Origin of the sequence: Siccirubricoccus deserti, assembly GCF_014283215.1 — a bacterium.
Taxonomy (GTDB): Bacteria; Pseudomonadota; Alphaproteobacteria; order Acetobacterales; family Acetobacteraceae; genus Siccirubricoccus; species Siccirubricoccus deserti.
Genome location: NZ_JACOMF010000016.1, coordinates 16,738 through 35,548 on the forward strand (window position 1 = coordinate 16,738; position 18,811 = coordinate 35,548).

Genomic DNA, 18,811 nt, shown 5'->3' on the forward strand with positions numbered 1-18,811 from the left:
GAGCGTGCGACTGGCGGAGCATGATGGCAAGACGCTGCTGCGCGGGCATGGCGTGGCAACCCCACGCGGCACGCTGCTCAGCGGGGAGATCAGCGGCGAAGGCGTGCTGAAGGCGCAGGTGCTGGAAGGCGGCCGCGGCAAGCGCGGGCTGGTGCGCCGCGTCACCGCCGCCGAGGCGCCCGCCGCGGCGGCAGCGATTCGCGCCGCGCTCGGCGATCCGGCAGCGCCGCTGCTGCTGGAAGCCGCGGTGCCGATGGCGCGGGAGGTCTATCTGGCGCTGCGCATCGACGGCACGGCGCAATCGATCGAATTGCTCTGCGCCCCGGAAGGTGGCGTCGAGGTGGAGCAGGCCGGCGCCCTGCTGCGCGGCCCGCTGGAGCCGGAGGCGCCTGGCGCGCTGGAAGATGCCTTCGCCATCCTCCGCCCCGGCTTTCCGCCCGATCTGGCGGCCCGGCTGGCGCGGCTGGCGGTGCGGCTGGCCCGGGTGATGCGGGCCGAGGATCTGGAGCTGCTGGAGATCAACCCGCTGGCGGTGACGCCCGACGGCAAGCTCATCGCCTGCGATGCCAAGGCGGTGCGCGACGATTCGGCGCTGTTCCGTCACGCCTCGCCCGCCTTGTCGGCAGCACTGGAGGCAGCGGCGCTGACCCCGCTGGAACGGCGCGGCCGCGACCAGGGCTTCCAGCTGGTGGAACTGGAGGGCGGCACGGTGGCGATGATCACTGCCGGTGCCGGGCTCGGCATGCTGATGCTTGACCTGCTGGCGGATGCCGGCTGCCCGGCCGCCTGCTTCATGGACAATGCCAATGGCGGCCCGGCCGAGACCATGCCGGAACGCCTGGCGCTCGCCTTCGAGATCGCCGCGCGGCCGGAGGTGAAGGCGGTGATGTTCTTCACCACCCTTGCCTCCCGCGGGCTGAAGGCGCGGGTCGAGGCGCTGGCCGCGGCGCTGCGCGCCAACCCGCCGACCAAGCCCTTCTTCGCCGGCATCGCCGCGGGGCATGCGGCGCTGCGCGGCTATTCCATGGAGCAGGCGCGTGCCGCGCTGGCCGAGGTCGGCGTCGCCGCGCTGCACGACAACCCGCATGCGCTGGTGAATGCCGTGGCCGAAGCGGTGAGGAAGGGCTGAGGCGGAGCCACGGCGGATCGACGTTCATGCCCGAAGGCGCTGCGGCGGGCGATCCGGATGTGCATTCCTGCCTCCTCCCTTACGGCACCATCAGCGGGCCTTGGGCAATGCGAGGAACTCCCAGGGACTGGGGAATGCACCGACCGGCACCTCGATCAGGGTCGGGTCATCGGTCCTGGCGAAGCCGCGCTGCAGCGCAGCCGTGCGGCGCCTCGGGCGCCGTCGCGCGCAGCCCCCCGGCGCCGAAGCTTTCGGCGAGGCGGACGAAATCCGGGTTGCGCAGCTCGGAGGCGATGGTGCGGCCGCCGAAATTGCTCTTCTGGATGCCCTTCACATTGCCGTAGGCGCCATCGTTGAACACCACGGAGACGGTGGCGATGCCGTGCTGCACCGCGGTCGCCAGCTCCTGCACATTGAACATGAAGCCGCCGTCGCCGTTGACCGGGAGCACCGGCCTGTCCGGGCAGCCGGTCTTCACGCCGAGCGCGGTGGCGAAGCCCCAGCCGAGCGTCCCTTGCAGCCCGGTGCTGAGGAAGCTGCGCGGGTGGTAGACCACGCGCAGCCGGTCCCGCGCGTGGTAGAGCGCGTCGAAGAACCGGTCGTTCTGCACGCCGGGCAGGGCGTAGAGCGTTTCGATGCCATTGGCGGTCAGGCCCTCGACCAGCGCTGCGCCGTGTTCCGCTGCTCCGCCATGCCGCCTCTGCCCGCTGTCGGGGGCTTCGCGGGGATGGTGGCACGGATCAGCCGCGCAAGTCGAGCGCGCGCAGCTCCTCGTCGATGCGGCGCCCATCCGGCAGCCGCAGCGCCGCCTGCTCGATGCCATAGGGCAGGAAGCCGAGCCGGCCGTACAGCGCCTGCGCCGCGGCATTGCCCACGGTGACGGTCAGCAGCAGCCGCTCCAGCCCCGCACTGCGCGCCTGGGCGATGGCCCGCTGCATCAGCCGACCGGCAATGCCCTGGCCACGCGCCGCGGCCTGAACATAGACGCCCCAGATGGCGCCCTTGTGCCGCACCTTGGCCGGCCGATGCGCGAAGAAGCCGGCCATGCCGACCAGCGCATCCCCCGCGAAGGCGCCGAAGATCGCATCCGGCGCCTGCTTCGGCATGCCGGCGGCGAAGCCGGCGGCATCGATGCGCTCGGCGTCCTCGGCCGAGGCACCGAAGGCTTCGGGGTGCCGCCGCAAGGCCTCGATGCGCAGGCTGCGGAAGGCTGCGGCATCCGCCGTCGTCAGCACCCGGATCCCCGTTTCCATCCCACTCGCCCTCGACAGCGCTACCGGTGGAGGCATGATGCCCGCCGGAATCCCAGGAGGACATCAGCATGACACTCGGCTTTCGCATCAAGCCCGTGACCACGCGGGTCGATGCCGCGCTCTGCGCCCGCGCCGCCAGGGTGCCGGCGGCGAATCTCGGCGATGTGGTCAATCGCATCCAGACCATGCGCGGCGGCTTCCGCGCCTTCGGCGGCCGACGCGCGGTGGCCGGCCCGGCCTTTACCGTCCGCGCCCGCTCCGGCGACAACCTCATGCTGCACCGCGCCATCGACCTGGCGGAGCCGGGTGACGTGATCGTGGTGGATGCCGGCGGCGACCTGTCCATCGCCATCACCGGCGAGCTGATGATGGGCTGGGCGGCCAAGCGCGGCATCGCCGCCGTCGTCATCGATGGCGCGGTGCGCGACGTGGCGCAGCTCGGCACCATGCATCTTGGCGTCTGGGCCTGCGGCGTCACCCCCTCCGGCCCCTACAAGGACGGCCCGGGCGAGATCGGCTATCCGGTCTCCTGCGGCGGCCAGGTGGTGATGCCGGGCGATCTCATCATGGCGGATGAGGATGGCGTGGTCGTGCTGCCCGCCGCCGATGCGGAAGCCGCGATCGCTGCGGGCGAGGCGCATAACGCGAAGGAAGTGCGGGCGCAGGCGGCGATCGATGCCGGGACCTGGGAGCGTGGCTGGGTGTTGGAGTCGCTGAAGGCGAAGGGCTGCGAGGGCGCTTGATCCTGGGGAAGGCGCTGCCTTCCCCAGGCTCCATCCGCCAGGGGGGCGGGCGCCCCTGGACCGGCCCGAGTTAGCGTCGGGATGTCGCGTGCGAGGTCAGCCAGCCCATGGCAGCATCCGGCTCCGCATCCGTCGTCGGCAGATAGGGCTTGATGTCCAGCAGCGGCGTGCCGTCGACGCAATCGAGGTTGCGTACCCGCAGCACGCCTGGCGCCGCGAAGCCCTCGAAGCGCACCACGGAAAGCGCGATGGGGTTCGGCCGATGCGGCGCACGGGTGGCGAAGATGCCGCGCGGCTCGCCATCGAAGGGTGGGGAGACGCGCAGCGCCGGCGTCCGCACCTGGTGCATCCAGTACAGCAGGATGAGATGGCTGAACCCCTCCAGCGCCAGCAGCCCATCCTGGAACGCCGGCGCCACCACGGCGCGGCATTCCGGCGCCGGGTCGGGTTGGCGGCCGTTGCGCGGACACTCCGCCGGGGTGGCCCAGGGGGTCTCGAGATGGCCGATCGGCGTCACGGCGTAATCGGGCATCAGGGACCCCCAGCTCTGGCATCGGATGCGGGGTGCGCGTCACCCCTTGCCCGGCGGCGCCAGCACCGGGCCGCCGAGCAGCGCGGTGAGTTCCGCCTCGGTATAGCCGGCATCCGCCAGCACGCTGCGCGCATCGGCTGATAGCCTTGGTGCGAGCGGCAGCTCATCCGGCCCGGCGGCGGAGAAGCTGACCGGGCGGCCAAGCCCGATCATCGCCCCTTCGGTCGGGTGCTCCTCCCGCCGCAGCATTCCGGTTTCCCAGAGATGCGGGTCGTCCAGCAGCCCGTCGATGGTGGCGAAGGGCATCGCCGGGATTTCGCGTCGGCGGAACTCGGCGGCCCATTCGGCGGTGGTGCGGGTGCGCAGCGCCTCCGCCCGCAGGGTGAAATAGGCGTCCACGTTGCGGAAACGGGCGACCACGCTGTTGAAGCGCGGGTCGTCCTTCAGCTCCGGCCGGCCGATGGCCTCGAAGAAGCCGAAGGCCTGCGCATCGGTATTGGCGGAGAGGGCGATGTAGCCATCCTTGGTCGGGATCGGCTTGGCATCCGGGTTCATCACCCGCGGGTCGCCGGTCGCCCCCGCCGGGTCGAAGGTCCGGGTGAACATGTGCTCGGTCAGGACGAAATGCGCCATGCTCTCGTACATCGGCACCTCAATCGCCTGGCCTTCGCCGGACTTCTCGCGGGCGTAGAGCGCGGCGGTGATCGCCTGGCTGGCGATGATGCCGGTGATGTGGTCGCACAGCACGAAGGGCGCGTAGCGCGGCTCGCCCGTAACCTGGCCGAGCGCCGCGGCAAAGCCCGACATGCCCTGGATGATGGTGTCGTAGGCCGGGCTGTCGTGATAGCGGCCGCGCTTGCCGAAGCCGGCGATGACGCAGAACACCAGCCGCGGATTGCGCGGCCGCAGCGCCTCCCAGGTGATGCCGAGCCGGTCCAGCGCGCCGCCGCGCATGTTGGTCACCAGCACGTCGGCCTGCTCGGCCAGCCGGGTCAGCACCGCCATGCCTTCGGGGGTCTTCAGGTCGACGGCGATGCTGCGCTTGCCGCGGTTGAAGTGGATGAACTTCGGCGACATGTCGGGCGAGGGCGCCGGTCCGCCCAGCTTGCGCAGCAGGTCGCCCTCCGGCGCCTCCAGCTTGACGACATCGGCGCCCTGCTCGGCCAGGGTCAGGGTGCAACTCGGCCCGACCACCACGGCGGTCAGGTCCAGCACCTTCACCCCGCTCAGCGGGCCTTGGGGTCGCGATGCAGCGCGATCAGCGGCGCTCATGCCGCGCACTCCGCGACGGATTCAAAGGCCAGCCGGCCGCTGTCGTCCAGCGCCCAGAGCCGGACCTTGCCCGGCGCCTCGACATGCGCGGCGAGGGTCACCGGCCGGCCGACGAACAGCGGCCGCCCCGCCCTTGTGGTGATGCTGCGCAACGGCCCCGGCAGGTGGCGCTTGGCCAGTTCCGACAGCTTGGTCGTGGTGATGCCGCCATTGACCACCAGCGCGGGGTAGCCTTCCTCCGAGCGGGCGTAATCGGCGTCGTAGTGGATGCGGTGGCCGTTGTTGGTGACCGCGGAGTAGCGGAACAGCAACCTCGTATCCGGGGTGAAGCTCTCACGCTGCGCCGCCGCGGGCAGTTCGGGCAGCGGCGGCTCGGTGGGGGTGGCGCCCGGCGTCGCCGCGGCGCGGTAGACCAGATCCTGCTCCTCCACCACGCATTCGCGGCCCTCGCTCTCGATGCCGTGGCGGATGGTGACGAAGACCATTTCGCCGCTGCGGCCCCGCTTCGGGGTGATGGCAGTGACGCGGGAGACACGCCGCACCTCGGCGCCGATGGCCAGCGGCGCGTTGAACCAGGTGCGGCGGCCAGCGAACATGCGGCGCGGCAGCGGCACCGGCGGCAGGAACTCGCCCTTCGCCCCATGGCCGTCCGGCCCCAGGCCGGATTGCCGGGCCAGCGGCGCGAACAGCACCACATGCCAGCCCTCCGGCATCGGCGCGCCGCGGCTGAGCGCCAGCGGATCAAGGTCGAGCAGCGCGGCCAGCCGGCGCAGCAGCACCAGGCTGACCTCATCCTCGGCCGTCTCGCTACGGCCGATCCACCCGTTCAGTTCAGCGTCATCCATGAGTATTCCCCCTGCCCGCCATCATCCGGCGGGGCGGGGCGGCGTCAACCGGGGTCAGCGCGGCTGGACGCGCGGGTCGCCCCCCGGCGTGCCGGGCGGCGGGATGACCGGCGTGGTGTTGGGGTGCGGCTCCGGCACCGGCGCATGGATGCCGGGATCGACCCCCGGCGGCGGCCTGATCACCGACGGCGGCGGCGTGATGATGGGCGGCCCCTGCGGCACCTCCGGTGGCGGCTGCGGAGGCGTGGAGGGCGGCTGAGGCGTCTGCGCCAGGGCAACCGTCGCCGCCATGGCCAGCAGCCCGGCAAGCACGAGCGCACGGGTCATTGCCGCATAACGCTCTCGCCGCCGCCCGGTTCAGCCATCGAGGTCGGCGAGCGCCTCGGCCAGATGCGCGCCCAGATGCGGCGCCAGGGACCGCGTCGTCTCGATGTGCCAGCGCGCCGCGCCGCGCCGCCACAGCACCACCTCCACCTTGCCGAACAGCGTACGGGTGCAGGCACCGGGCGGGAACGCCGGGTCATAGAGGTCGAGCGGACACCCCTCGGCCAGCAGCAGCGGCGCCGCCGCGCCCTCCAGCGCGAAGCCGGCTCGCCCGGCGGAAACCTCGACGATCGAGGCCGGCGCCGCGCCCCGTGCCGCCTCCAGCGCGGCGAGGTCAACCGCATCCCCGGCCAGCAGCAGCCATTCATCCGGGCCCAGCCAAAGCGCGGCGCGCGCCCCGGCTGCCTCGGCGCACAGCGGCACCTCAGGCAACGCCACGCCAAAGGCGGCGCCGAGCGGGACCCGTGCCTCCGGGCCGCAGCGCAGCGAGATCCGCACCAGCGGCGGCAGCGGGTGCAGCGTGACCTCAGCCATGCAGGCGCTTCCCCTCCGGATCCCAGAACACCGGCGAGACCACCTCCAGCGGCTGCGGCACCCCGTCCAGCCTTGTGGCGAAGACCGTCTCCCCCAGGCGCGCCCGGCCGGCGGAGAGCAGGCCCAGGGCGATCGGCCGGCCGAGCGCGGCGCTATGGTAGGCAGAGGTTACATGCCCCTGCGCCTCCCGCCGGTCGGCGCCGGCGAGGAGCTGCGCCCCCTCCTCCGGCACGCGCGCATCGCGCGGCGCCAGACCGACGACCTGCCGCCGGTCCGGCCGCAGCATCTCCGGCCGCGCCAGGCTGCGCTTGCCGATGAAGTCGCGCTTCGCCTTGCCGATCGCCCAGCCGAGCCCGGCATCCTCGGGCGTGACGGTGCCATCCGTCTCCTGGCCAATGATGATGAAGCCCTTCTCGGCGCGCAGCACATGCATCGCCTCGGTGCCATAGGGGGTGGCGCCGGCGGCGATCAGCCGCTCCCACAGCGCCGCCAGGCGGTCGGCGGGAACATTGACTTCGTAGCCTGCCTCGCCGGTGAAGCTGACGCGGAACAGCCAGGCCGGGATGCCGGCCACCTCGGCCTCGGCGACGGCCATATGCGGCAGGGCGGCAAGATCGATCCCTCGCACCAGCGGCGCCAGCATCGCCCGCGCCGCAGGCCCCTGCAGCGCGGCGACGCCCCAATGCTCGGTGTTGGAGGTGAGCCAGACCCGCAGCTCGGGGAACTCGGTCTGCAGGTAATCCTCCAGCAGGTGCAGCACCCGGGCGGCGCCGCCGGTGGTGGTGGTGAGGTGGAAGCGGTCCTCCGCCAGCCGGGCGATCACGCCATCGTCGTAGAGGAAGCCATCCTCCCGCAGCAGCAGCCCGTAGCGGCAGCGGCCGGGGCGCATCCCATGGAAGGCGTTGACGTAGCAGCGTTCGAGGAATTCGGCGGCATCGGGGCCGACCACCTCGACCTTGCCGAGGGTGGAGGCGTCCAGCAGCCCCGCGGCATTGCGCACCGCCAGGCATTCGCGGGCGACGGCGGCCGCCATATCCTCCCCGGCCCGCGGGAAATAGCGGGCGCGCTGCCACTGGCCGACAGGCTCGAACACTGCGCCCTGCGCTTCCGCCCAGGCATGGGTGGGGGCGGTGCGGACCGGGTCGAACAGCGCGGCGCGGTGGCGCCCGGCCAGGGTTCCGAAGCTCACCGGCGTGTAGGGCGGGCGGAAGGTGGTGAAGCCGACCTCGGGGATCGCCTGGCCGCGCGCCGCGGCGGTGATCGCCAGGCCAAGCATGCCGCCGATCTTGCCCTGATCCGTCGCCATGCCGGTGGTGGTGTAGCGCTTCACATGTTCGATGGAGCGGAAGCCTTCCCGCACCGCGAGGGCGATGTCGCGGGTGGTGACATCGTTCTGCGGATCGACGAAGGCCTTGCGCGCGCCGAGGCTGCCGGCGGCGATGGCGGCCAGGGGCAGCCCCGGGCCGCGGCCGGTGGCGCAGGCGCCGGCGCATTCCAGCGCCTCCGCCGTCTCGCCAGGCAGGAAGGCGTCGGCGGCCGCATCCCAGCGCAGCCGGCCGCGCGCCTGGGAGAACAGGGCAAGGTTCGGGGTCCAGCCGCCGGCCATCAGCACCAGGTCGCAGGCCAGGGCCTCCGCGCGGGCGGCGTCGGGGCTGCCATCGGGGCGGAGCGGTGCCGCCAGCACGCCGGTGACGCGGGCGCCGCCGCGGGTGGCGGCGATGCCATGCGCCGGGCGCACCGCAATGCCGCGCGCGGCGGCTGCTTCCCGCAGCGCCGCCGGCGGCGCAGCCCGCAGGTCAAGGATGGCGACGACGCCGGCCCCGGCATCCTGCAGGGCGAAGGCGGCGTCGTAGCCGCTGTCATGCGCCGCCAGCAGCACGGCGCGACGGCCGGGCAGCACCGCCCAGCGCGCCACATAGGCACGGGCGGCATCCGCCAGCATCACCCCGGGGCGGTCGTTGCCGCTGAACGGCAAGAGGCGCTCCAGCGCGCCGGTCGCCAGCACCACCCGCCGCGCCCGCACCCGCCACAGTCGCTCCCGCAGCCCATCCGGCCGGTCCAGCACCTCGGCCAATGAGACGTAGTTCTGCAGCCCGTAGTGGAAGGCGGTGGTGCGGGTCAGGATGCGCAGGCGCGGCTGGGCGCGCAGCGCCTCCAGCCCCGGCACCGGGCCAGGGAGCAGCAGCAGCCGGCCGCCGGGCTCGGCCTGCTCGTCGCAGAGGATGACGCGATCCCCCGCCTCCGCCGCCGCCAGCGCCGCGGCGATCCCGGCCCTGCCGGCGCCGATCACCAGCGTCTCGCAATGGGCGTGGCGGTTGCCGTAGCGGTCCGGGTCGGGCGCCTCCGGCGCACGGCCGAGTCCGGCCATGCGGCGGATCAGCGGTTCCCAGCGGCGGTACCAGGCATCCCGCCCCGGGCCGAGGAAGGTCTTGTAGTAGAAGCCCGCCGGCAGCAGCGGCGCCCCCAGGCCGGCCAGGGCACCGAGGTCGAAACCAAGTGATGGCCAACGGTTTTGGCTGCGCGCCACCAGCCCCTCGGTCAGCGGCACCATGGTGGCGCGGGTGTTCGGCTCGCGCCGTCCGGGGCCGCGGTCGAGCTCGACCAGCGCATTCGGCTCCTCGGCACCGGCCGAGAGGATGCCGCGCGGGCGATGGTACTTGAAACTACGGCCGATGAGCTGGACGCCATTGGCCAGCAGCGCCGAGGCCAGGGTATCGCCGGCGAAGCCCGTATAGGCCCGGCCGTCGAAGCTGAAACGCAGGGGGCGACTGCGGTCGATCCGGCCGCCCGTGGCGAGCCTCATGCCGGCGGCTCCTCGCCAGGGCGGTAGGTGCCGGCGAAGCGATCCGTCAGCGTGTGGCGTTGGGCGTTGAAGAAGCGGCCGCAGCCGTGGATATGGCGCCAGCGCTCGCGGTAGTCACCGCGCGGATTGGCGCGTTCGTAGAGGAAGCCGGCCCATTCGGCATCGGTCAGCATGGCCGGATCGGCCGGGCGGGCGATATGCGCCTCGCCGGCATGGCGGAATTCCACCTCCGGGCGGTCGCCGCACCAGGGGCAGCGGATCAGCAGCATGTCAGTGCGCCACCGCCGCCGCCGCGGCCTCGTCGATCAGCCGCCCCGTCGCGAAGCGGTCCAAGCTGAAGGGTACGGCGATGGGATGCGGTTCGCCGCGGGCGATGGTGGCGGCGAAGACATGGCCGGAGCCCGGTGTCGCCTTGAAGCCGCCGGTGCCCCAGCCGCAATTGACGAACAGCCCCGGCACCGGCGTCAGCCCGATGATCGGCGAGCGGTCAGGCGTGACATCGACGATGCCGCCCCAGGACCGCAGCATGCGCATGCGGCGGAAGATCGGGAACATCTCGCAGATCGCCTCCAGCGTATGGATCAGGATCTGCACCCCGCCGGCCTGGGAGTAGGAGGGATACTGGTCGGTGCCGGCGCCGATCACCAGCTCGCCCTTGTCCGACTGGCTGATATAGGCATGCACCGTGTTGGACATGACGACGCAGGGGAACACCGGCTTCACCGGCTCGCTCACCAGCGCCTGCAGCGGGAAGCTTTCCAGCGGCATGCGCAGCCCGGCCATGGCCATGACCAGGCTGGTGCTGCCGGCGGCGACCACGCCCAGCCTGCCGCAACGCACCGCGCCCTTGCTGGTCTCGACGCCGGTGACGGCACCGCTGGCGGGGTCGCGGGTGATGCCGATGACCTCGCAATTCTCGATGACGTCGACGCCGAGGGCGCTGGCGGCGCGGGCATAGCCCCAGGCCACCGCATCGTGCCGCGCCACCCCGCCGCGCCGCTGCAGGGCGCCACCCAGCACCGGGTAGCGGATGGCGGGACTGGTATCGAGCGGCGGGCAGAAGGCCTTGCACTGCGCCGGCGTCAGCCATTCATTGTCCACGCCGGCCAGGCGGTTGGCATGGACGTGCCGCATCCCGCTCTGAACGTCGTGATGGCTGTGTGCCAGCATCAGCACGCCGCGCGGGCTGAACATGACGTTGTAGTTCAACTCGGCCGAGAGGCCTTCCCACAGCTTCACCGCATGGTCGTAGAGCGCGGCGCTTTCCGGGAACAGGTAATTGCTGCGGATGATGGTGGTGTTGCGGCCGGTGTTGCCGCCGCCGATCCAGCCCTTTTCCAGCACCGCGATGCGGCCGGGGCCGAGGGACGCGCGATGCTCCTTCGCCAGGTAATAGGCGGTCGCGAGGCCATGCCCGCCGCCGCCGAGGATGACGGCGTCATAGGCTGGCTGCGGCCGCTCCGGGCTGCGCCATTGCGGTGCCCAGCCGGCATGCCCGCGCAATGCCTCCCGCGCCAGGGCGAAGACAGAGAAGCGTCGGTCCATGAATGCATCTATACATACCGGGCATCAGCGTTGACAGCAGCCTCGCGCCGGGCGGAGCATTCCGCAAATGCTTCGGGAGGCTGGTCGTGCGGAACAGTCGTATCAGCGTGCAGCCGATCGCCGGCGCGGTCGGCGCCGAGATCACCGGCGTCGATGTCGCCGCCGAGCTGGATGAAGGCGTTGTCGGCGAGATCCGCGCCGCGCTGAACGCGCATGGCGTGGTGTTCTTCCGGGACCAGCAGCTCGACACCGAGCGCCACAAGGCCCTCGCCCGGCGCTTCGGCGAAATCTTCATCCACCCGAATTTCAAGGGCAGCGGCGCCGATCCCGAGGTGGTGGTGATCCGCCGCGAACCGGGCGATACCTCGGTGGTCGGCGAGGAATGGCATGCCGACACCACCATGTGCGCGGCACCGCCGATGGGCGCCATCCTCTATGGCGTCGAGGTGCCGGAATGGGGAGGCGACACGCTCTTCGCCAGCCAGGGTGCGGCCTATGAGGCGCTGTCACAAGGCATGCAGCGGCTGCTGGAGGGGCTGCGGGCGGTGCATTCCGACCGCCGCGTGGCCGGCCCGCGGGCCGGGCTGAACGCCCGCCGCGCCACCAAGGTGCGGGAGGACGATGCCTGGCGGGAAACCATCAGCCTGCATCCGGTGGTCCGCACCCATCCCGAGACCGGGCGCAAGATGCTCTTCGTCAACCACAGCTACACCGTGGGCTTCGAGGGCATGACCGAGGCCGAGAGCCAGCCGCTGCTCGACTTCCTGCTGGCGCATGGCCACCGGCCGGAGTTCACCTGCCGCTTCCGGTGGCGCACCGGCTCCATCGCCTTCTGGGACAATCGCGCGGTAAAGCACATCGCGCTGAACGATGCCGGGCCGCAGCGGCGGGTGATGCGGCGGGTGCAGATCGCGGGAGATGTGCCCTGTTGAGGGTCCGCATCTGGCAGACTCCCGCGATCCGACGCGCCCCGACCCCGTCATGCGCGGGCCTGACCCGCGCATCCAAATGTTCGAGCCCCCTCAGCGTTCCTCCACAGCCTGCCATCTTCTGACGGCGCCGCCTTCCAGCAGCGTGGCGATCTCCGCCTCGGAGTAGCCTGCCTCGGCCAGGATCTCCACGCTGTCCGCGCCGAGGCGCGGCGCCGGCCGCCGTTCGCCGGGCTGGGTGGCGGAGAAGCTCATCGGCACCGCCATGCGGGTGACCTTGCCCTCGCTCGGGTGCGCCTCGGTGCCGAAGAAGCCGGTGGCGAGCAGGTGCGGATCCTCGAAGATGCTCTCCAGCGTGTGCACCGGCGTGACCGGCAGGTCGGCCTCGGCCAGCAGGGTCAGCCATTCCGCGGTGCTGCGCTTGAGGAATTCCTCGGCCAGCATGCCCAGCACCGCATCGATATGGGTGGTGCGCGTGGCATGGCTGGCGAAGCGCGGATCGGTCGAGACCAGGTCCGGCCAGCCGACCGCGGCGCAGAAATTGCGCCATTGCCGGTCGTTGTAGATCATGGTGCAGACATGCCCGTCGCGTGTCCGGTAGGGCCGCCGGTCGGGCGAAAGCAGCCGGCCGTAGCCGCCGGCATCCAGCGGCGGGTCGAAGACCTTGCCGCCCAGATGGTCGCCGAGAACGAAGTTCAGCATCATCTCGAACATCGGCACCTCGACCAACTGGCCTTCGCCGCTGCGCTCGCGGTGGAAGAGCGCCGCGTTGATGGCGCCGAAGGCAGCGAGGCCGGTGATGCGGTCGGCCATGGCCAGCGGGACGTAGCGCGGCTCGCCATTGCCGACCCGGGCATTCATGGCGGCGATGGTGGTGGCGCCCTGCATCAGATCGTCATAGGCCGGGCGCGGCGCATAGGGGCCATCCTGGGCATAGCCGAGCACGCCGGCGTAGATCAGCCGCGGATTGACCGTCCGCAGCGCCGGGTAGTCGAGGCCGAGCCGGCCCATCGCCGCCGGGCGGATATTGGTCACCAGCACATCCGCCGCCTCGGCCAGGCGCAGCAGCACGCCGCGCCCCTCCGGCCGCTTGAGGTCGAGGACGATGCTGCGCTTGCCGCGGTTGATGGTCAGGAACATGCAGCCCATGCCTGGGCTGCGGGTCGGGCCGATGAGGCGGACCACATCGCCCTCCGGCGCCTCCACCTTGGTGACCTCGGCTCCCGTTTCCGCCAGGAGCTGGGTGCAATAGGGGCCGACGAGGACAGTGGTCAGGTCGAGCACGCGGATGCCCGCGAGTGGTCCGGGCATCCCAGCCTACTCCCGTTGTTCAGCCCAAGCCGTACACCGCCCGGGCATTCTCGGCAAAGATGCCGCGTCGCTCTGATTCGGTCATCTGGATCTTGAAGGCGTAACGGGGGTCGTCCGAATCCCAGTGCGGGTAATCGGTGGCGAAGAGCAGCCGGTCCCAGCCGATCCAGTCGATCACTTGGCGCAGATGCTCGGGCTGCTCCGGCTCCTCCACCGGCTGGGTGGTGAACCAGAAATTGCTCCTGAGGTATTCCGAGGGCTTCTTGGTCAGATGCGGCACCTCGGATTTCAGACTGCCCCACAGCCCGTCCATCCGCCAGCCGAGCGCCGGCACCCAGCCGAAGCCGCCCTCGATGATGACGATCTTCAGCCTCGGGAAGCGTTCCAGCGCGCCCTCCAGGACGAAGCTGGCGCACATCGCCGCCATGCTCATCCCCACCGCCTGGTGCTCCTCGAAGTAGAAGCTCGGCCAGCCGCCGCCCGTCACCGCATGGCCGCTGGTGCCGAGGCTGTGCAGGCCGAGCGGCAGGCCGTAATGCTCCGCCGCCTCGTAGATCGGCCAGTAGCGCTGGCGGCCGAGCGGCTCCAGCGCCCGGGTCACCATGGCGATCTGGACGAAATCCTCCTGCCCCGCCCAGCGCTCGATCTCCTTGACGGCGGCGGTTGCGTCCTCGCCGGGAATGGCAATGGTGGCCTTGAGGCGGGGCTCCTTCGATGTCCAATCCTCGCGCATCCACTCGTTCACCGCGGTGCTGACCGCGGCGGCGTAGCCCGGGTTGCGCTCATCCATGCCGCGCGCCGCCAGCGGCTGCAGCATGCCGTATTCGATGTCGAGCAGGTCGAGGTGCTGCTCCCGCATGAAAGCCAGGTCGCTGCCCGGCGGCCCGCCATTCGGCGGCCAGCTGTCGAAGCGGGAGAGTGCCGGCGTCGCCTTCGGATAGGGGTAGGTGTTGGTAAAGGGCTGGCGCAGCCGAAGGCCGTATTCCCGGCGGTGGTTGCGCCAGCGCTCCGGCAGCCAGCGGTCCAGCTCCGCCATGCGGCGCAGCGCCGGGTGGATGTCGCAATCGATCAGCCTGAGGCGGGTCCTGGCCGGTGCCTCGGGATGCGGGAGGGTCGTCGCACTCACTGCACGGTCTCCTTCAGATAGAGGCCGGCCGCTTCAGCGCTTCGGGCGCAGCCGCCCCTCGCGCATCGGGCGAGCTCAGGCGAGGGTAGGTAGCCAAGGCGTTTTCGCGCAGCACCCTTGCATGCAGCCGCGCCGGCAGGGCGGGCGGCAGCGCAGCAGTGCCTTCGAAACGGGCATGTGGGTAGTCGGTTGCGAAGAGCAGAAGGTCGTCGCAGCCGATCATTTCCAGCAGCGCCTCCATCCCCTCGGCATCCGTCGGCGCATCGGCCGGCTGGATGGAGATACGCACGCACTCCCGGAAGATCTCGGCCGGGGAGCGGTCGACCCAGGGAATCTCCTTCCGCATCGCCCGCCACATCTTGACGCCGCGCCAGAGGAAATTCGGCACCCAGCCGAAGCCGCTTTCCAGCAGCACCACCTTCAGCCGGGGGAATTTCGTGAAGACCCCCTCGCCGATCAGGCTGAGCAACTGGCTCTGGAAGGTCTGAGCGAAGGCGACGTGATCCTCGATCAGATAGGTCGGCCAGCCGAGCGCGGTGGGGGCGTTGCGGGCGGCGCTGCCGGTGTGCAGGGCGATCGGCAGGCCGTGCCGCTCCGCCGCGGCGTAGATCGGCCAGTTGACCCGGCGGCCGTAGAGCGTCTCGGCGGCACCGAACAACAGCACCTGGACGAAGCGCGGGTCACTGGCGCGGCGCTCGATCTCCTCCACCGCCAGCTCGGGATTCTCCACCGGCACCAGGATGCCTGCGCGCAGCCGCGGCTCCGGCTCCAGCCAATTCGTGACCATCCAGTCGTTGGCGGCGCGGCACAGCGCGGCCGCCAGATCGGCGTTGTGCAGCGCCGGCGCGCCGAACAGCGGGTTGCAGATGCCAATGCCGGTGCCGAACGGGTCCAGCGCCTCGCGCCGCAACGCCTCCAACGAGCCGCCGGGCAGGCCCTGCTGCGGCCGCCAATCGCGCCGCGCGGTGAGCGGCGCGCCGCGCGGAAACAGCGCGAGGTCGAGGTCGTCCAGGCCGCGGTTGGTGATCACCTCGCGCCAATGCGCGTCGAGGTGCGGCAGCAGCGCCATGCAGCCGGGCAGCGCCGGGTGCAGATCGCAATCGATGGGCGGACCGCCCGCTAGGTCGAGGGGCACGGACATCCTCCTGTGCCCGATCTCCTGCGCGCAACCGCCGGCCGGGCTTTCCAGGCGAGCCTGCGCGAGGGTCCGGGTGGGGTCAAGCCGGCGGGTGAATCTGCTTGACCCTCGCGGCCGCGCGCCGGTTCCATCCCAGGCAAGCGGCAGCAGGCCGCGTCCGAGGAGATGTCCGCGATGCCGATCCGGCTCCCGCTTTCGCGCCGTGCCGTGCTGACCCTGCTCGCCGCCCCCACCGTGGCGCGGGCCCAGGCGGAATTCCCCAGCCGCCCGCTACGCCTGGTGCTGCCCTTCGGCCCGGGTGGCGTCTCCGACACGCTGGCGCGGCTGATCGCCGAGCAGGCTAGGTCGCAGCTCGGCCAGACCGTCGCCATCGACCCGAGGCCCGGCTCCAACGGCGTGATCGCCACCGAACACGTCGCCCGCGCGCCGAAGGATGGCTACACCGTGGGCTACATGGCCTATGGCTCGATGGTGACCGGCCCGGCGCTCGGCCAGCCGCTGGGCTACCGGATGGAGGAGTTCCAGCTTCTCACCGCCATCTTCCGAGCGGCGCAGGTGCTGGGCGTGGCCCGCAGCGTGCCGGCGCGGAACGTGGCGGAGCTGGTGGCGCTGTCGAAGGGCCGGCCGATCGCCTATGGCACGGTCGGCCGCGGCGGCCCGGGCCACATCCTGATGGAGATGCTGGCCGGCGCCACCGGCGGCCGCTTCGAGAACGCCGTCTACCGCACCGAGGCAACGGTGGTGCAGGACATGATGGGCGGCGCCATCCCCGGCTTCATGGGCAGCCTGATGCCGATCCTGCAGCAGCATCTGGCACGCGAGGTGCGCCTCCTGGCGGTCTCCACGCCGGAGCGCATCTCCGCCCTGCCCGATGTCCCGACCTTCCGCGAGCTGGGCCTCGACGCCCTCACCTTCATGTACTGCCACGGGCTGGCGGTACCGGCCGGCACGCCGCGGCCAATCGTGGAGCAGCTGCATGGCGCATTCAGCACGGCAATCCTGAGCAGCGCGGTCACCTCCCGCATGACCCCGGACATGGTGCCGGATGTGACGACGCCCGAGGTCTTCACCGCCAATATCCGCCGCGGGACGGAAGCCCTGGCGGCGGTGATCCGGGAACGCGGGATCACCGCCGGCTAGAAGGTGCCATCCCGGCTACGCGCTATTTGCCGCGTGACTCCGCCAGATGGTCGAATCGCCGCACATAGGTCCCGAGCCCCTGGGTTTGGCTGCGCAGCTCGATGATCAGGTCGGGCAGTTCCGCCTGCGGTACCAGCGCCTCCACAGCATCCCAGCCGGGGCGGTCCTCCATGGCGGCATAGCCGAGGATCTGGCCGCGCCGCCCGCTCAGCAGCCGCTGCGCGCCCGGCGTGTATTCGGAGGGCACGTTGACCGTGACATGGTCGATCGGCTCCAGCTGCACCGGGTCGGCCTTGGCCAACCCTTCCTGCATCGCCATGCGCGTTGCCGTGCCGAATGCCATGTCGCTGCTGTCCACAGAATGGAAGGTGCCGTCCAGCAGGGTCACCGCGATATCCACCACGGGATGGCCAAGCGGTCCCTTCTTCGTCGCCTCCTCCGCCGCGGCAGCGACGGCGGGGATGAAGCGCTTGGGCACCGCGCCGCCGACCACCTTCTCGTCGAAATGGAAGCCGGCGCCCCGCGGCCGCGGGGTGATCTCCAGTTTCACGTCTGCGAACTGCCCGTGCCCGCCGGTCTGCCGCTTCAGCCGGGCATGCTGCACGACGCCGCGGCGGATAGTCTCGCGATAGGGGATCTGCGGCCGCACCGCCTTCAGCTTCACCCCGGCACTCGCGGTCAGCCGCTCAAGCACCGCGCGCAGGTGGATCTCGCCCTGGCCGGAGAGGATGGTCTCGGCGCTCTCGGGGTCCAGGGTAACGGTCAGCGCCGGATCCTCATCCGCCAGCCGCTGCAGGGCGGTGGAGAGCCGGACCTCGTCCTTGCGGTCCTCCGGCGTGATCGCCAGCGCATGCACCGCCGGCGGCGGCTGCGGGAAGTCGATCGGCGGGCCGCCGAGCGTCGCGCCAGTGCTCACCCCCTCCAGCCGGCCGAGTGCGACGATGTCGCCGGCCATGGCCTCCGGCACCTTCTGCGCCTCGCCGCCGGGGAAGCGGTGCAGCCCGCCGACCCTGTGGCCATCCAGCGCCGCGCCATCGCGCAGCGGCCCACGCCATAGCCGCGCCCAGGACAGCCGCCCGGCGTGGCCGGCGTGCAAGGTGCGGAACACCTGCGCCAGCGGCCCGCCCTCGGCCGGAATGCCGCGCCGTGCCGCGGTCTCGGCCACGCCCGGCACGTCATGCCGCAGCGCCTTCCACAGCCGCTGGATGCCGTTGCCATGTTCGGCGGCGCCAATCAGCACGCTGACCACGGCGCCGCTGGCCTCGCTGGCATGCAGCGGACGGTAGATCTCCTCCGGTGCCGGGGCCATATCCTCCAGCACCTTCTCCAGCAGCGCGTCGTCGTGATCGGCGAGGGCCTCCAGCAACTCGGCCCGCGCTTCGGCCTCGCGCTCCCGCATCGCCTCCGGCACCGGGATGCGCTCGGAGGCCTCGCCGCGGCGGTAGCGGTAGGCGCGTTCGCTGACCACGTCGACATAGCCGGTCACCGCCTCGCCCTCGCGGATCGGCACCTGGCGCAGCACCAGCTTGCGGCTGGTCTGCGCCTGCAGCGCCGCCAGCGTGTCGCGCACCCGGCCGCTGAGCTGGTCGATCTTGTTGATGAAGACCAGGGCGGGGATTCCGGCCTCCTCCAGCCGCCGGAACAGCGGGCCGAGCGCGGTGGCACGGGCCGGCGATGCCTCGGTCACCACCACGGCGAGGTCGGCGACTGCCAGGGCACAATCGGCATCATGGGCGAACTCGACCGAGCCGGGGCAGTCGATGATCGCCCAGCTCTCGCCCATGAAGCTGCCATGGCCGAGGCGCAGCTCGGTGCCCATGCCACGGTTGGCGCCACGCCGCGTCGGCGCGCCGGCGGCGGCCAGCATAGCCTCGAAGAGAGTGGATTTGCCGCTGCCCTGCGGCCCGACCAGCGCGATGGAGCGGGGCGAGGCCCCGCCGGGTCCTCTGCCGGCGTTGTCTGGCACGAATGTGTCTGGCACGGACGCTGCCCTCCGGTTGCTTGGCGACCGGTGCTCGGCGGAGGGGGCGCCGGGCAGCCGGCCGGCCTTGGGCCTTTGCGGCCCCGTTACACCCGCCGCGGCGGGGCCGCAGCGTGCCAGGGCAGCCTACGCGGTTTCGGGGCGAAAAGGGCGGTTGAAGTGCCATCGGCCGCTCACACCGGCGCGGCTACGCAGGCGGATCGAGC

18 protein-coding genes are annotated in these 18,811 nt (G+C 71.6%); 4 read left to right on the forward strand and 14 right to left on the reverse strand.

Annotated elements, in window-relative coordinates:
• The first annotated feature begins 4 nt into the window (after positions 1-4).
• Positions 5-1,129: an ATP-grasp domain-containing protein gene (locus H7965_RS14355; protein ID WP_186771276.1), complete on the forward strand. Its 1,125-nt coding sequence runs from the start codon at positions 5-7 to the stop codon at positions 1,127-1,129.
• Positions 1,130-1,295: 166 nt separating this feature from the next.
• On the opposite strand, the gene H7965_RS30370 is transcribed toward H7965_RS14355, so the two are convergent.
• Together H7965_RS30370 and H7965_RS30375 are read right to left on the reverse strand one after the other, a co-directional pair.
• Positions 1,296-1,739, reverse strand: a complete 444-nt coding sequence (locus H7965_RS30370; protein WP_222440615.1) for a thiamine pyrophosphate-dependent enzyme — start codon at positions 1,737-1,739, stop codon at positions 1,296-1,298.
• A gap of 130 nt (positions 1,740-1,869) precedes the next feature.
• Positions 1,870-2,382 carry a GNAT family N-acetyltransferase gene (locus H7965_RS30375; RefSeq protein WP_222440616.1) on the reverse strand — a complete coding sequence of 171 codons (513 nt, stop codon included), beginning with the start codon at positions 2,380-2,382 and terminating at the stop codon, positions 1,870-1,872.
• A gap of 68 nt (positions 2,383-2,450) precedes the next feature.
• On the opposite strand from H7965_RS30375, the gene H7965_RS14365 reads away from it, so the two are divergent.
• A complete protein-coding gene (locus H7965_RS14365) occupies positions 2,451-3,125 on the forward strand; it encodes an RraA family protein (protein ID WP_186771278.1) in 675 nt (224 codons plus the stop codon).
• A 70-nt stretch (positions 3,126-3,195) separates the two neighbouring features.
• On the opposite strand, the gene tsaA is transcribed toward H7965_RS14365, so the two are convergent.
• The 8 genes from tsaA to H7965_RS14405 are packed head-to-tail and all read right to left on the reverse strand — an operon-like array spanning position 3,196 to position 10,980.
• Positions 3,196-3,657, reverse strand: coding sequence for a tRNA (N6-threonylcarbamoyladenosine(37)-N6)-methyltransferase TrmO (gene tsaA, locus H7965_RS14370; RefSeq protein ID WP_186771279.1), 462 nt, complete (start codon positions 3,655-3,657; stop codon positions 3,196-3,198).
• A 39-nt stretch (positions 3,658-3,696) separates the two neighbouring features.
• Positions 3,697-4,929, reverse strand: coding sequence for a CaiB/BaiF CoA transferase family protein (locus tag H7965_RS14375; protein WP_186771280.1), 1,233 nt, complete (start codon positions 4,927-4,929; stop codon positions 3,697-3,699).
• On the reverse strand, positions 4,926-5,774 hold the full coding sequence (locus tag H7965_RS14380; protein ID WP_186771281.1) for an FAS1-like dehydratase domain-containing protein: 849 nt from the start codon (positions 5,772-5,774) through the stop codon (positions 4,926-4,928). The genes H7965_RS14375 and H7965_RS14380 overlap by 4 nt, the downstream gene beginning before the upstream one ends.
• A 54-nt stretch (positions 5,775-5,828) precedes the next feature.
• Positions 5,829-6,101: a hypothetical protein gene (locus tag H7965_RS14385; RefSeq protein ID WP_186771282.1), complete on the reverse strand. Its 273-nt coding sequence runs from the start codon at positions 6,099-6,101 to the stop codon at positions 5,829-5,831.
• Between the two features lie 30 nt (positions 6,102-6,131).
• Complete coding sequence (locus H7965_RS14390) at positions 6,132-6,632, reverse strand: sarcosine oxidase subunit gamma (protein WP_186771283.1); 501 nt, start codon at positions 6,630-6,632, stop codon at positions 6,132-6,134.
• On the reverse strand, positions 6,625-9,435 hold the full coding sequence (locus H7965_RS14395; protein WP_186771284.1) for a 2Fe-2S iron-sulfur cluster-binding protein: 2,811 nt from the start codon (positions 9,433-9,435) through the stop codon (positions 6,625-6,627). Before H7965_RS14395 ends, H7965_RS14390 begins: the two co-directional genes overlap by 8 nt.
• Positions 9,432-9,704: a sarcosine oxidase subunit delta gene (locus tag H7965_RS14400; protein WP_186771285.1), complete on the reverse strand. Its 273-nt coding sequence runs from the start codon at positions 9,702-9,704 to the stop codon at positions 9,432-9,434. Before H7965_RS14400 ends, H7965_RS14395 begins: the two co-directional genes overlap by 4 nt.
• 1 nt (position 9,705) lies before the next feature.
• Entirely contained in the window at positions 9,706-10,980 is a 1,275-nt protein-coding gene (locus H7965_RS14405) for a sarcosine oxidase subunit beta family protein (protein ID WP_186771286.1), read from the reverse strand.
• 86 nt (positions 10,981-11,066) lie between these two features.
• Between H7965_RS14405 and H7965_RS14410 the strand changes: the two genes are divergently transcribed.
• A complete protein-coding gene (locus H7965_RS14410; RefSeq protein WP_222440617.1) occupies positions 11,067-11,912 on the forward strand; it encodes a TauD/TfdA dioxygenase family protein in 846 nt (281 codons plus the stop codon).
• 90 nt (positions 11,913-12,002) lie between these two features.
• Here the strand turns inward: H7965_RS14410 and H7965_RS14415 are convergent, their stop codons facing one another.
• The 3 genes from H7965_RS14415 to H7965_RS14425 are packed head-to-tail and all read right to left on the reverse strand — an operon-like array spanning position 12,003 to position 15,481.
• Positions 12,003-13,220, reverse strand: coding sequence for a CaiB/BaiF CoA transferase family protein (locus H7965_RS14415; RefSeq protein ID WP_186771288.1), 1,218 nt, complete (start codon positions 13,218-13,220; stop codon positions 12,003-12,005).
• Between the two features lie 19 nt (positions 13,221-13,239).
• On the reverse strand, positions 13,240-14,346 hold the full coding sequence (locus tag H7965_RS14420) for an amidohydrolase family protein (RefSeq protein ID WP_222440618.1): 1,107 nt from the start codon (positions 14,344-14,346) through the stop codon (positions 13,240-13,242).
• Positions 14,347-14,359: 13 nt separating this feature from the next.
• Positions 14,360-15,481 carry an amidohydrolase family protein gene (locus H7965_RS14425; RefSeq protein ID WP_222440619.1) on the reverse strand — a complete coding sequence of 374 codons (1,122 nt, stop codon included), beginning with the start codon at positions 15,479-15,481 and terminating at the stop codon, positions 14,360-14,362.
• A gap of 177 nt (positions 15,482-15,658) precedes the next feature.
• Between H7965_RS14425 and H7965_RS14430 the strand changes: the two genes are divergently transcribed.
• A complete protein-coding gene (locus tag H7965_RS14430; protein ID WP_186771290.1) occupies positions 15,659-16,624 on the forward strand; it encodes a Bug family tripartite tricarboxylate transporter substrate binding protein in 966 nt (321 codons plus the stop codon).
• A 22-nt stretch (positions 16,625-16,646) separates the two neighbouring features.
• On the opposite strand, the gene H7965_RS14435 is transcribed toward H7965_RS14430, so the two are convergent.
• Positions 16,647-18,605: an elongation factor G gene (locus H7965_RS14435; RefSeq protein WP_229682618.1), complete on the reverse strand. Its 1,959-nt coding sequence runs from the start codon at positions 18,603-18,605 to the stop codon at positions 16,647-16,649.
• Between the last annotated feature and the right edge of the window lie 206 nt (positions 18,606-18,811).